The 14114-nt window shown below is 47.5% G+C and carries 12 protein-coding genes; 5 read left to right on the top strand and 7 right to left on the bottom strand.

The genetic code is table 11. The annotated features are described in order from the left end of the window. Positions 1–193: 193 nt before the first annotated feature. The 4 genes from ACR2PX_RS17665 (at position 194) to gatB (ending at position 4484) form a co-directional block, all read left to right on the top strand. Positions 194–358, top strand: coding sequence for a hypothetical protein (locus ACR2PX_RS17665; RefSeq protein ID WP_434000678.1), 165 nt, complete (start codon positions 194–196; stop codon positions 356–358). An 848-nt stretch (positions 359–1206) separates the two neighbouring features. Then, positions 1207–1494, top strand: a complete 288-nt coding sequence (gene gatC / locus ACR2PX_RS17660; RefSeq protein ID WP_434000677.1) for an Asp-tRNA(Asn)/Glu-tRNA(Gln) amidotransferase subunit GatC — start codon at positions 1207–1209, stop codon at positions 1492–1494. Positions 1495–1549: 55 nt separating this feature from the next. Then, a complete protein-coding gene (gatA, locus tag ACR2PX_RS17655) occupies positions 1550–3019 on the top strand; it encodes an Asp-tRNA(Asn)/Glu-tRNA(Gln) amidotransferase subunit GatA (RefSeq protein ID WP_434000676.1) in 1470 nt (489 codons plus the stop codon). Between the two features lie 16 nt (positions 3020–3035). Then, positions 3036–4484 carry an Asp-tRNA(Asn)/Glu-tRNA(Gln) amidotransferase subunit GatB gene (gatB, locus tag ACR2PX_RS17650; protein WP_434000675.1) on the top strand — a complete coding sequence of 483 codons (1449 nt, stop codon included), beginning with the start codon at positions 3036–3038 and terminating at the stop codon, positions 4482–4484. An 81-nt stretch (positions 4485–4565) separates the two neighbouring features. On the opposite strand, the gene ACR2PX_RS17645 is transcribed toward gatB, so the two are convergent. The 6 genes from ACR2PX_RS17645 to eno form a co-directional block, all read right to left on the bottom strand. Beyond that, entirely contained in the window at positions 4566–5105 is a 540-nt protein-coding gene (locus tag ACR2PX_RS17645; RefSeq protein WP_434000674.1) for a MerR family transcriptional regulator, read from the bottom strand. Between the two features lie 130 nt (positions 5106–5235). Then, positions 5236–5910, bottom strand: a complete 675-nt coding sequence (locus tag ACR2PX_RS17640; RefSeq protein WP_434000673.1) for a hypothetical protein — start codon at positions 5908–5910, stop codon at positions 5236–5238. A 224-nt stretch (positions 5911–6134) separates the two neighbouring features. Continuing rightward, positions 6135–7235, bottom strand: coding sequence for an Ig-like domain-containing protein (locus ACR2PX_RS17635; RefSeq protein WP_434000672.1), 1101 nt, complete (start codon positions 7233–7235; stop codon positions 6135–6137). A gap of 74 nt (positions 7236–7309) precedes the next feature. Further along, positions 7310–8236: an endonuclease/exonuclease/phosphatase family protein gene (locus ACR2PX_RS17630; protein WP_434000679.1), complete on the bottom strand. Its 927-nt coding sequence runs from the start codon at positions 8234–8236 to the stop codon at positions 7310–7312. A gap of 551 nt (positions 8237–8787) precedes the next feature. After that, complete coding sequence (locus ACR2PX_RS17625; protein ID WP_434000671.1) at positions 8788–9924, bottom strand: hypothetical protein; 1137 nt, start codon at positions 9922–9924, stop codon at positions 8788–8790. Positions 9925–10069: 145 nt separating this feature from the next. Continuing rightward, complete coding sequence (eno, locus tag ACR2PX_RS17620; RefSeq protein ID WP_434000670.1) at positions 10070–11365, bottom strand: phosphopyruvate hydratase; 1296 nt, start codon at positions 11363–11365, stop codon at positions 10070–10072. A 659-nt stretch (positions 11366–12024) separates the two neighbouring features. On the opposite strand from eno, the gene ACR2PX_RS17615 reads away from it, so the two are divergent. Beyond that, on the top strand, positions 12025–13635 hold the full coding sequence (locus ACR2PX_RS17615; protein ID WP_434000669.1) for an AbgT family transporter: 1611 nt from the start codon (positions 12025–12027) through the stop codon (positions 13633–13635). Between the two features lie 67 nt (positions 13636–13702). On the opposite strand, the gene ACR2PX_RS17610 is transcribed toward ACR2PX_RS17615, so the two are convergent. After that, entirely contained in the window at positions 13703–13846 is a 144-nt protein-coding gene (locus tag ACR2PX_RS17610; protein WP_434000668.1) for a hypothetical protein, read from the bottom strand. Between the last annotated feature and the right edge of the window lie 268 nt (positions 13847–14114).

The following is a 14114-nucleotide window of genomic DNA, read 5'->3' as shown; positions in this document are numbered from 1 at the left end:
CATTACCTGTAAAACTGATGTTTTTTAGAATCAGGGAAAACAGCCTGACTGCTTCTCAGGAAAATCCGGCAAAACTATACGACGAAAGGTGTTCTACCTGTGCTTTGAAATTCCTATACATCAAGCCAATTTCGACGTCTCGAGGGGATTCGCCTCGAATGGCTATGGCGAGCACTCACCAGGCGGGTATTCCATGTTGTCTGCTCTAATTACCGAAGTGGTCATGACGATGATGTTCTTGGTCATCATTCTTGGCGCCACAGATAAACGAGCGCCGACAGGGTTTGCACCAATCGCCATTGGACTAGGCCTGACACTTATCCATTTGATCAGTATCCGGTTACAAACACTTCAGTAAATCCTGCACGGAGCACCGGCGTAGCACTATTCGTTGGTGACTGGGCTATCAACCAATTATAGCTATTTTGGGTAGCTCCGATAATTGGAGGTGTTCTTGGCGCTATCGTTTACCGTTTTATCAGCAGCGAAGACCAGGCTACGGCGAGTAACCAGGAGCCTGACCGAGAATAGACAGGTCGGCCTGAAATCCAGACACTATAAAGGTTCTGGCTTATGAGTTTGGGCGAAGAAAAGACTGCGTATTCAAACAGCTTATCTCTCAGCTTGAAGGCTATAGATCAAACCCTACTTTACCGACGACTGGGGAGCTTATGACAGGCTTCTGCCTAAAGAATCGCAAACAATTTTCTTCTCACCCCTTAGCCCGGATATTTCATAAACATGCTCCCGCTCTCGCTGGCCATTTGCCGCTCTAAGGAAGTTTTACTCAGTCGACCGTACTCCCCGGTACGGCACTCCTTCGAAAAATCCCTTAGAGCGGCAAATGCCTGCGCGAGATTCGGGGCAGCTTATGAAATATCCGGGTTAGAAAACCCATGGCAAAGTGATTGGAGAATTCACCAACCGATGAACACTTTCAACACCTCTGGTACGCAACAACGACAGTGATGATTTGTCAGGACGAGGTATGGAAGTATACCTTTCAAGAAAGGAGAACTGGAAAAAGGGGGCAGTCATTACAGGTGTAGCCAAGTTTACAAGAATTAATCCTGGCTACACCTTGAGATTCACCGCCATAGCCCATACATTTAGCCTTTATTCCCTATGCTCTGCTCTTTCGCTGCCTCACAAAGCAGGCGGAAGCAGGGTAATACCGCTTTTGAAAGCCCGAATTCGGAGATAGCCATGGCCATTGATGCTTCTGAAATTCAGAAGGTTGCCCATTTGGCACGCCTGTCTATAGATGACAGCCAGGTAGACACCACTGCCAATACCATCAGCCGTATTCTTGAACTGGTTGACCAGATGCAGACGGTTAATACCGATAATGTGGAACCCATGGCTCACCCACTGGACGCCACCCAACGACTGCGTGAAGACGTAGTGTCTGAGGAAAATAATCGCGAGCAGCTGCAAAGTTGTGCCCCGGCTGTGGAAGACGGTCTGTTTCTGGTTCCCAAAGTCATTGAGTGAATCAAAACACTAAAGCTTCTACCTATACCCTGTTTAAAAGCGATTACTCTGAATCATGTACGATAAAACTCTCTCAGAACAAAGCCGCGCCCTGGCCGACGGCACACTATCCAGTGTTGAGCTGACCCAGCTTTACCTTGATCGAATCAAGCAACTGGACGGTAACTACAACAGTTATATCACCGTAACGGAAGCACTGGCTCTGGAACAGGCTAAAGCCGCCGACGAGCGTCGTGCAGCAGGTGATGCCTCTATCCTGACCGGTATTCCACTGGCTCACAAAGACCTGTTCTGTACCGAAGGGGTGAAGACCACCTGTGGTTCCAAAATTCTGGACAATTTTGTAGCCCCTTACGAGTCTACTGTTACCCGGAAATTCAAGGAAGCGGGCTCCGTCATGCTGGGTAAAACCAATATGGACGAGTTTGCCATGGGTTCCTCTAACGAAAACAGTTACTACGGTGTTGTGAAAAACCCTTGGGACACCCAGGCCATTCCCGGTGGCTCCTCTGGTGGTTCTGCAGCCTGTGTTGCAGCCCGTCTGGCAGCCGGTGCAACCGGCACAGACACCGGTGGCTCGATTCGCCAGCCTGCTTCTCACTGCGGTATTACCGGTCTCAAACCTACCTATGGTCGTGTATCCCGTTACGGCATGATTGCTTATGCATCCAGTCTCGACCAGGCCGGTCCGATGACCCAAACGGCAGAAGATGCTGCCATGATGCTGAACGTAATGGCAGGCTTTGACCATCGCGACTCTACCTGTCTGGATCGTGAAGTACCTGATTACACAGCGAACCTGAACGATTCATTGGAAGGCCTGACTATTGGCCTGCCAAAAGAATATTTCTCCACCGGTCTGGATTCTGACGTTGAACAACGCGTTCGTGACGCTGTTGCCGAATACGAAAAACTGGGCGCTAAAGTCAAGGAAGTCAGCCTGCCGAACCTGGAGCTGTCTATTCCTTCTTATTACGTGATTGCGCCAGCAGAAGCTTCCTCCAACCTGTCACGCTTTGACGGTGCCCGTTTCGGTCATCGCTGTGAAAATCCTGAAGATCTGATGGATATGTACAAGCGCAGCCGCAGCGAAGGTTTTGGTGAAGAAGTCAAACGTCGTATTCTGGTAGGAACCTATGCCCTGTCTGCTGGTTACTACGATGCCTACTACAAGAAAGCCCAGAAAATTCGTCGTCTGATTCGCGATGACTTTATGAACGCTTTCGAACAGTGTGACATTATCATGGGCCCCAACGCTCCTACCTCTGCATTTAATATTGGTGAGAAGAGCGACGACCCTGTTGCTATGTATCTGTCCGATATTTACACCCTGTCTGTGAACCTGGCGGGGCTGCCTGGAATGTCTGTTCCTGCCGGAATGGTCAGTGGTCGTCCGGTAGGTCTGCAGATGATTGGCCGTCACTTCGACGAAAGCCGACTGTTGAACGCTGCGCACCGCTTTCAGCAAGCAACCGACTTTCACTTGAACAGCCCTGTGATTAACCCGGCCGCAGCGCCAGCCTGAGATTGAGGTAACAGATATGACATGGGAAACCGTTATCGGGCTGGAAATTCACGTTCAGCTTGCGACCAAAACCAAAATTTTCTCCGGAGCTTCTACCACTTTCGGTGCCGAGCCTAATACTCAAGCCTGCGCCGTTGATCTGGGTCTGCCGGGTGTGCTGCCCGTTGTGAATGAAGAAGCCATTAACAAAGCGATCATGTTTGGCCTGGGTATTGATGCCAAGATCAACAAGGTTAACGTTTTCGAACGCAAAAACTACTTCTACCCCGATCTTCCAAAAGGTTATCAAACCACTCAGCTGGAGAAGCCGATCGTGGGTGCGGGTAATGTAGAAATCACTCTGAAAGACGGCTCGACCAAAACAGTCCGTATTCACCATGCTCATCTGGAAGAAGATGCCGGAAAAAGTCTTCACGAAGACTATCACGGTATGTCCGGTATCGACCTGAACCGTGCTGGTACACCTCTGATAGAGATTGTCACCGAACCGGACATGCGCAACGCAGAAGAAGCTGTCGCTTTTGCCAAGAAACTGCACTCTATTGTGACGACCCTGGGCATCTGCGATGGCGAAATGTCTCAGGGCTCCATGCGTTTTGACGTCAACGTCTCTGTACGTCCAAAAGGTCAGGAAGAGTACGGTACCCGTACGGAAACTAAAAACCTGAATTCCTTCAAGTTCATGGAAGCGGCCATCCTGAAAGAAGTTGAGCGCCAGATTGATCTGATCGAAGATGGCGGCTCAATCACTCAGGAAACCCGCCTCTACAATGGCGACACCGGTGAAGCCCGCTCCATGCGCAGCAAGGAAGAAGCTAACGACTACCGTTACTTCCCCTGCCCTGATTTGCTGCCGGTTGTGATTGAAGACAGCCGTCTGGAAAAGCTGCGTGCTGAAATGCCAGAAATGCCCGACGCCAAAAAAGCTCGCTTTGTCAGCGACTTTGCCCTGAGTGATGTCGATGCTGAAATCCTGGCTGGCGATCAGGCGACAGCGGCTTTCTTTGAAACAGCGGCAAAAAGCAGTGGCGATGCCAAGCTGGCCTCCAACTGGGTGCTGGGTGAAGTGTCCAAGTCTCTGAATGCCAACAGCATTGAAATTTCAGAGAGCCCGGTGACTGCAGAAATGCTGGCAGGCCTGATTGCCCGCATCAAAGACAACACTATTTCCGGCAAGATTGCCAAACAGGTCTTTGAAGCCCTGTGGAACGGTGAAGGCGAAAACGCTGACGAAGTCATTGAAAAGAAAGGCCTCAAGCAGGTGACCGATACCGGTGCCATTGAAACCATGATCGATGAAGTTCTGGCTGCTAATGCTCAGCAGGTAGAAAACTATCGCGCTGCACCTCCTGAAAAGCGCGGCAAGATGATTGGTTTCTTTGTGGGTCAGGCCATGAAAGCGTCAAAAGGCAAGGCTAATCCAGGTATGGTTAACCAGATTCTCAAAAAGAAACTGGACGGCTGATAGCGGCTACAACCTCATAAGAAAAGCCCCGCAGGATTAACTTGCGGGGCTTTTTCTTTATCACTGACTGATCGCATCCATTCAGTCTTTGGACCATTTGCGAATGGCTTTAATCTCTTCTTTCTCAATGCTCAGAGACTCCAGAAATTCCTGATGAGCTTCCGGTTCTATTTGTTCAAACTGCTTGTGCCAGCTTTTCATATCGTCTTCGTTAAAACCCGCTGCCTTCATGATTTCGACCCAACGATCTTTGTTGACCATGGTTTGCTCCAGTAATTCAGGGTGCTCCAGTAATTCAGGGTGCTCCAGCAGCATTACGATGGCTTTCTGCTGCTGCCGTAATTTCTGTATTTCATGCTCAAGAGCGGCAAACTGATCACTCAATATACGCTCCTGATCTCGGTCGTCATCACGATCCAGTAGCTCACCAATGCTCTTGACCGGTAGCCCGTATGAGCGATAGGCCATAATAGCCTCCAGCCTTCGAACCTCAGCATCAGCGTACCATCGATAACCATTGGCTGAACGACTGGCTGGATTAAGCAGCCCTATTCGTTCGTAATAAAGAATACTGGTACGGGATATCTGACACTGCCTGGCCAGTTGTGAGACTGTCAGCATGGGATCTCCTGAGTGATAACAAAAACAAGTGTCAGCCTTGTACCTATAGACGGGTCAACAGGAGAACAACAATTTAATCCTATGATTAAAAAAAGCACCACGAAGGCAGTGCCCGATCACTATAGAGGAATCAAACACTGATAATATGTGCCTGCCTGATGCCCGGATGAAAACCGTATCGCTGCCATCGATCACCATCAGCATCCTGGTCTTTGAGAAGACGAGCACATTCCTCTTTGCGTACATCAATATATTCTCGCAGTGTTTGCATTCGAATGGACTCAGAGTCAGACAAGGGACCCTGGTTTTCAGACTCCTTTTGCTCGAAGTATTCCAACGCCTGAATCGCTGCTTTATAGCTCTGCAAAAATCTTTGTTCCGGAGTTCTGCAAAGGAACTTCATCGTTTTAACGATACCGGATCCCGCTCCATACAACGTTCCACCCAAAATACCACCAAGGGCACCGGCAAAGAAACCTACAGGCGCTGCCGATGATCCTGCAACTACTGTTGGAATTAAAGTGGCCATGGAAAGCCCTCCGGTGGTTGAAGCAACACCGTAAATGCTCAAACCAATACAGGCAGCACTGCCCAAAGCGCCTGCAACCAGCGTTTTAAAAGCCGAGAAGGTGCTTACGATCTCATTCTTGATATTTCGGGCCAGTAACATGATGGCAGATGACATTCTGTTGAGGATTGAAGGGGGCTTCTGCCCTTTGATTTTATCCCAACCAGAAAGGCGACTGCTCTCTACAGTCACTTTACGAGCCGAAACCGGAGACGACATCAGCTCTGGTCCGGACATGGAAAACATAACCGGTGTTTTTTCTGTGTGCGTGACTCCACCCTTGTTCTGATCCTGACTAGAGTTAGATAGCTGAATCTGTGTATGCGACGGAAACCTTCCGCTGTCTGTAGCCCCTCCCAACATATGCCTTCCCCCTGACTAGTAAACTCCCTGATCTATCAAAAGTATCCTAAACAGAGAGCAGAAGGCATAACACCCTTGTCAGAGAAGCTAACCAAGTACTAATTCTCAGCGTCAGAAACCACGACTTCCCACTGGAAGTTTTCAGAGAAAACCGGATTGCCCCAGTAATCTTTTATCCCAGTGGTGAGGGTTGCCCGATATCTCTGCCCAACAACCAGACTGACTCTGGGGTTAAAAGTCACCACATAACCATTTCTCACCCGAACACTTCCAGAAACTTTCTGGTTGCGAGAAACATCTTCGAGATAAAAATTGGACCAGAGCGAAGACGACTGCAGCGGACGATCCGACAGAAAAGTCAGTCGGCCCCATGGGTCATACCGGTTCGACTTGATTAAGCCATCGTCCGGAGGATAAACCGTCACATCCGCTGCTTTTATTCGACCATGAAACTTTTCCCAGTAGAACTCCCAGAGATTGGCCAGCGCCCTGCCCGTAAATTCCACACCACCGGCTTCAGTGATGTAGCTCTTCCTGAGCCAGGGATACTTCTGGCTGTCTACATAGTTAGTGAAAAAATCAACGATATTTCTTTGCAGACTGGCCGCAGAAATCATGGTTGCCTCACCAATTTGCAGATGCGACAGTTCAACATTCCGGGTACGCATAGCGCCAAAGACCTGAAAAACATCATCCAGAGGTGAAACAGCTGAAGGCATCAGATGGAAAGCCCTGTTGTAATCCCATACTGAGTACTTATCAATCATGGTATCCCTTCCTTCCAGCAGACTGTGCACCTCCGGTGGATCCACCAGTTCCGAGCGGTCATTCATGAGTATGTCGTAGGATTCATCCTCAAAGCCGTGGGCTACCATACCGAGAAAATGCGCTATCAGCTGTTCACAGCGTGTGGTCTCAAGCTGCCCCTGACATAAAGCATTAATGTGCTTAAAGTAGGGAACATGAAAGGCTGGCCAATGGGCTGGTTCAGCATAACTGTAGTTGTGGATATATCCGCCATCCGGAAGTGCACTACCAATAAGCCAGTATTGCTTATGGCCATCAAGCAGACTGATCAAGTCTTCTAATACCACATTCTTCCTGGCTTCATCGGTCATGATGGCATGGGTAATATTACCCGCTGCGTTTGCTCCGAAGCTCAAAACGGAAAGCAAGAGCCCCATGAAAATCCTTTTCATAACTCTGTTCCTGACTTGTTAAAGGCTTGTATCAGTATTCATCTTTTTACCTTCCAAACCAACCCTGAATAGATTTAATCGCTGGTATAATACAAGATACCTTCAATGGGATAATGATCAGAAAGAACCCCTAACCTGGAGCGAGTTTGATTTGCGTTGAGGATTTTCAGATAGCCTGTAATCGGACAGATATTTCTTATATCACAAAGAATATTGTCCAGTGTGCCTAAAGGTGCTTTTCCTTTAGCCATTTCATTCTCATGGATATCAAAGGAATAAGGCAGCGTGGAATTAGTGAAATTCGCAGCCTGTCTGCTAACAAGAGTTTCCAGCATGATCTGAAAATATGAATCCCCCTCAGCCAACCCATCCTGTCTGCCTGCATCTGTATTGAAGTCCCCCATGTAGATGACCGCTTCATCTTCGGGAATATTCAGTGTGCTTTTGATCCGCTTTAGATAATCATAATGTTTGATCAATCCTTGGTACTCTTTTTCACTATCATTTTCGACTGTTTGTAAATGAAGTCCAAAAACATGCAGATGACCACTTTCCGACGGCACTTTGATATACCAGGTCCCTATCGCACACCAGCCCTGAGCACCAGCAGGTGTAGGAAACACAAATTCACGTGCCTCCAAAATGGGAGCCTTGCTGTACAACACGACACCACCATTAAACAGCCTGCCTGCCAGCAGCAGCTCCCAACTCCATTCTTCCCCAATGACCGGAGTAATATAATATCCGGCTTTCGTCATTTTCTGATTGACGATCATTCTGAGATAACGATCTGCAATTTCCTGTAATGCAATAATGTGATAATCCCCTTTGATCAGAAATTGTACTATTTCCTCTGCCCTCAATTCCGGGTCATTCATGTCCTGATGGCTAAACCACCAAATCAAGAGCTCGAAAAGGTCATAAGAGGTCATGAGGTTCACATTCCAGGTCAATAGCTTCAAAGGTGAGCATTGGTCAGATGCATTCAAAGGGCAGTTCATAGGAGGGTTGGTGTTGACGGGGATAAGCTCCCAACTTTGCCGATGACCAGAAGTAATCTGTAATTCTGAGTCTGCGGCTAAGCACGTATTCATCCAAAGAAGTAAAACCAGAAGGGAACTGCACTCTTTCATCAAGCCTGCTCATTGACTGGAAAATCAAATTTACAGGATAGAAGTTTTCAGAAAAGATATAGAAGAAATCATGCATTACTGACTGAAACAAAAATGTTCCGTCAGTCGTATCAAGATGGATTTATAAAGAGAGGATTGAATCAACTTACTCTTTTTCTGCAAAAACCTCCTTCATTTCATTTTCAACCTGTTTAAAGAATTCACCAAAACCTTCTTGAATGCTTTGAAGCTCTCTGTGAATAAAAGATTGATTCCTGCCACTGTAACCTTCTGATTCAACCAGCTGCTCCACATCATAGAATCGAGCTTGCAGATCAACGCTGTCACTGATCTGTTTTTTTATTGTATCCTCACCTTCCTCATCCCTTGTCTGGTACTTTTCCCAGAATTTTTCACAAGTGTAATAGGAGGATTTAACGTCATTGTAGAGCTGCGTTCGTTAATTCGCCGACATCCACTTTTTTCTCTTCAACTGCTTTTTGCTCAGGCCACACCCAGCCGCTCATCCAGCTGCCAACACTCCTGACGGCCCCGGTCAGTTTTGGCACTGCATATTTACCAACAACAGCAGCCAGCATCAGTGTCCCACCGACCGTAGCGGTACTTTTAACTACAGGATGATAGAGAGCAGCATAGGCTGTCGCATGACCCATACTTGGGCCCAAGAGTGCTGGGGTGAAATACTGGATATAATGTCCGGGATACTCCGTTTTTGAAAAAGCTTCCTGAGCAAAGTCCACACAATTAAACCCTAACCCTCTATAAACACAGCTTGCCTCATTTTTCTCACAGGCATTGGAATACTCGGTGATATATTTTTCTACCTCAAGAGCTTCCTGCTCGGAAATAAAGAAAGTCACTTTAGGAATACTATCAATACCGTTATAGTCTTCGTAACTGCTGACTTCATCCATCACATCGCCCAGCTCTACTCCAAAATCTTGACCGAAAATCTTGCCAGATCCTACAGCCGACGAAATAATCCCCTGGGGCTTACTACCCGATGATTTGGCCCCACCAGCCACTAACACAGAACCCAGATGAAGCTCTGCATCTTCGCCTGCTGATGTCACTACAGACCCTTCTCTCGGGTCATCACACTCGATTTCAGGCACAGAACATTGATCATTATTTGCACCCGACCAAGGGGTTCTCCAAGGCACTTCGCACATAGGATCCGGTACTTTAGGTTGTGGCAGAAATGGATTAGCAGAACAAGTATCGGAATGGAACTCTGAGTTCAGTTCAACCTCTGGATGATAACAGCCTTCTGTTTCGATTGAAGGCATTTCATCACCCAACCCGGGATGATCTCCATCGGGATAGAGCCCGCGGGCAAAGTCGACATTTCTAGCTTTATTTTCCAGTCTGACAAAACTGTGGCCATAATCGAGATACACGGTCAGCTTACAGGGAGCATTCTCTTCCCTCGTCACATTCCGGTTATTAAAAGTTGCGCGACCGCCTACGACAACTCTGGACTGAGCCGTGTTACCTGCATCCATCGGTCTGGGGGGTTGTGTCTGAGTCTGAGGTTTATTATGCCCGGCGTCCATGCCCGCACTCCTTATCTACAAAAATCACATCTTAAGTATAATCAAAGGCTTATCAGTGCTGACCATTCATCGACAAAGTGCACCAACCCGCGATCAGCTGTGCTAAGGAATCATTCACACGGGTCAACTGAGATTGGAAGAAGTCTCACCACTCTATAGGCCTTACAAAGGCGTCTCTTCCAGCAAATTCAGCCATCTCTCCCAGCTCATCTTCAATACGCATCAGCTGGTTGTATTTTTCTACCCGTTCTCCTCGGCAGGGAGCCCCTGATTTCAGATGACCGGTTCCCAAAGCCACCGTCATATCCGCAATAAAACTGTCTATCGTCTCCCCACTGCGATGAGAGACAAATGCTCCCCAGCCACAACTTTGACATAAATGCACGGCATCAACGGTCTCAGTCAGTGTGCCAATCTGGTTCAGTTTAATCAGAGCAGAATTAGCCAGGTTTTCTTCAATACCTCGGGCAATATACTCAACATTGGTCACAAAAATATCATCACCTACTATCTCAATGGCATCTCCCAACTCATCATTCAGGACAGCCCAGCCTTCCCAGTCTGATTCAGAAAGACCGTCTTCCAACAAACAAATTGGATAATTTTTAACCAACTCCGAGTAATAGCTCACCATCTCTGCAGAAGAGAGTATTTTCTTTTCTGTTTTTAAATGATATTTGCCGCCTTCAAAAAACTCACTGGAAGCCGGGTCTATGCAAATGCCTACATCTTTGCCTGGTGCCAACCCTGTTTTCTCAATGGCCTGAAGAATAAGGTCTAAGGGCTCCTTATTAGATGACACCGACGGCGCATACCCGCCTTCATCGCCGATACCAGTATGATAATGCTTCTCCAGTAAAATGGATTTCAGAGCCTGGTAGATTTCGCTGCCCCAGCGCACAGCATCGCGGAAAGTATCCGCCCCATAAGGCGCAATCATAAATTCCTGAAAATCTGCTCCCTGCCAGCGGGCATGGACACCACCGTTCATAATATTCATGCAGGGCACGGGTAAACGGTTGGCGCTGATTCCACCAATATACTGATAGAGTGGCAACTCTACTGACATAGCCGCCGCTCTGCAGACCGCCAGAGAGACACCGAGAATGGCATTGGCTCCAAGCCTGGATTTATCCGGTGTACCATCTAGCTCTATCATCCTGTTGTCAATGCCTGCCTGATCCCTGACATCATCTTCAAACAGCAAAACGGCCAACTCTCCATTCACTGAATCAATCGCTTTTTTTACACCCAACCCTGAGTATCGCCCCATTTCGCCATCTCTCAGCTCTGCGGCCTCTCTCGTTCCTTTACTGGCCCCTGAAGGTACCGACGCACGCGCCACGATACCGCAGGACAATGAACATTCGACTTCAAGGGTGGGATGACCCCGGGAGTCCAGAATTTCGTGTGCAATAAGGTTGGTAATAGATAATTCCATAGGATATGACCTCCGGTTTAACTGGATTAAATATAGAGGCAATACTCTCTGTGAACATGGAATAAAGGTTATCGGTGATCCGGTTTAAATAACTTGTAAGACAGAAAGCGTTTATAAAAATATTTATTACTAGTGACTTTCATCCTATAAACGCACCCATCCCTTGCATTGAGTGAAAATGAACGAGCTGTTTCTCCCCAGTTTTACTTATTCACAATTTCATTCACATCAATTTTTCTGAACCTGAGTTTCCAAATCGATTGAAAATCAGCGCCGGAGCAGATTTTTTTATCCCCCTCCTCAATTGAAACCCTTAATCCCTTAACCATCCCTTCGTCCTCTTTAGACAAGGGCAGAAGGTATTCATTTTAATTGACCACTGACCTTTAGATTGAGATACAAATCGAATAAAAATTAAACTTTTATAACTAAATTTGTAAAAAAATCCTGTTTCAGGGTATTATTCCGGCCGATTTGCTGGGAATGTACTCCAGCGTATCTTTTTGTCAGGGTCATTTGCCTGACTTCTCCGTCGCATTTATTCGCTAAACGACCACAACCATTTAACCAATAAGTGTTACTCATGACCTGGCCAGGCTGTCAAAACCAAAAGTAAAGACACCGGCTAAAAACCAGCTAAAACTGTTTGGAGCGGAAGTATGTCGTACCAGTCCGAAGTTCTCCCAACAGGTGATGCAAATAACACCAATAACAATCGCACCGCCTTTGATCGTTTCCTCGCTGCCGTAGAGTGGCTGGGTAACCTGTTACCCCACCCAATTACGCTGTTTGCCCTATTCGCTGTTGGCATTGTTGTCATCAGTGGGATCGCCTCATGGGCAGGACTCAGCGTAGTTGATCCACGCCCGGAAGGTGTCGCTGGCCGAGCAGCAGATGGCATGATTCATGTCGTCAACCTGTTCACAGGCGAAGGCCTTAGAATGATTGTGACCAATCTGGTCAGCAACTTCACTGACTTCGCTCCCCTGGGTACCGTTCTGGTCGCTCTTATGGGTGTGAGTATCGCCGAACACTCTGGCCTGCTAAGCGCACTGGTTCGTGCACTGGTGATGAAAGCATCTCGCAACACCGTGACCCTGATCGTAGTGTTTGCCGGTATTCTGTCCAACACCGCCTCTGAACTGGGCTACGTGGTGGTTATCCCCCTGGCTGCAATGATCTTCCACTCATTGGGAAGACACCCTCTGGCCGGTCTGGCAGCTGCTTTTGCCGGTGTATCCGGTGGTTACAGCGCCAACCTGTTGCTGGGTACTGTTGACCCACTGCTTTCAGGCATTACTGAAACTGCAGCCAGAATGATTGATCCGGTTTATGTCGTAGGTCCTGAAGCCAACTGGTACTTCATGTCAATCAGCGTATTCCTGATTACCTTTGTGGGTACCTGGGTAACCAACAAGATCATTGAGCCTCGTCTGGGCAAATACAATGAGTCTGAAGCGGCTGTTGACCTCTCTGACGACAAGATGGAAGAAGTCACAGATCTTGAGAAACGCGGTCTGAAATTAGCAGGACTGGCTTTGCTGGCAGTGATGGCTGTCATGGCTCTGACCATTGTTCCTGAGTGGGGCGTTCTCAGACATCCTGAAACAGGGGCTGTTTCTGGTTCTCCATTCCTGAAAGGCATTGTCGCCATGATCCTGGTTTTCTTTGCGATACCAGGCTTTGTCTACGGTAAAACAGTAGGCACCGTCAAGAACGACAGAGACGTCATAGACTGCATGTCCAAGAGTATGAGTACCATGGGCATGTACATTGTACTGGTATTCTTTGCCGCTCAGTTTGTAGCTTTCTTTGGCATGACCAACCTGGGTACCATTTTTGCGGTACTGGGTGCAGAATTCCTTCAGAATATCGGCTTGACCGGACCCCTGCTGTTCATCGTCTTCATCTTGATGTGTGGCTTTGTAAACCTGATGATTGGCTCGGCTTCTGCACAGTGGGCTGTTACAGCTCCCATCTTTGTGCCAATGCTGATGCTGGTTGGCTACGCTCCTGAAGTGATTCAGGCTGCATATCGAATCGGTGACTCTGTGACCAATATCATCACGCCTATGATGAGCTACTTTGGTCTGATCGTTGCCTTTGCTTCACGCTATAAGAAAGACTTGGGTATTGGCACCCTGATCTCCATGATGCTGCCTTACTCCATGTTCTTTGTGATTGGCTGGAGTGTACTGTTCTTCGTATGGGTCTTTGTACTGGGCCTACCCGTTGGACCAGGCTCAGCCACCTTCTACAGTGCTGGCTAACATAGCAGATGAAAAAAAGGGGTGGTGATTCGCCCCTTTTTTATTACTAAGGAATAAATCGTAGAAGTCAGCGGGTGTTTACGACTTCCTGCTCCATCGGGACAGCCGTATCCACAAAAAGGTCTGCCAGCAGAATAATAGAGAGAAAAAAAAGTAGCACAACCAGAGAGCTGACGATGACAGCCCCTTCCTTTACCAATACGCCGATCATAACCATTGACTCCTTTGACTATGGCTTTTTCTGAGGGTCCAGTTGCTGAAAGCAAATCCGCCCCTTCAATTATTTATATTATTAAGTGGGTTATACAGCCAGCAAAGAATAATGCTAAAAGTCATCTAAATGACAAAAAAATACCTGTTTACCATCGACCCTACGTCATAATCCAGATGCTATATTAAACGTCTGATGACCTTTATATTTGGAGATAAATCTGATGTGTAAAAATACTGTTCAGTTCCAAAAAGGCATTGGCATTATG

It is taken from the genome of Endozoicomonas sp. (assembly GCF_051008435.1).
GTDB lineage: Bacteria > Pseudomonadota > Gammaproteobacteria > Pseudomonadales > Endozoicomonadaceae > Endozoicomonas_A.
Note: the sequence above shows the minus strand (reverse complement) of the source record. Positions and strands in the feature narration are given on the sequence as shown.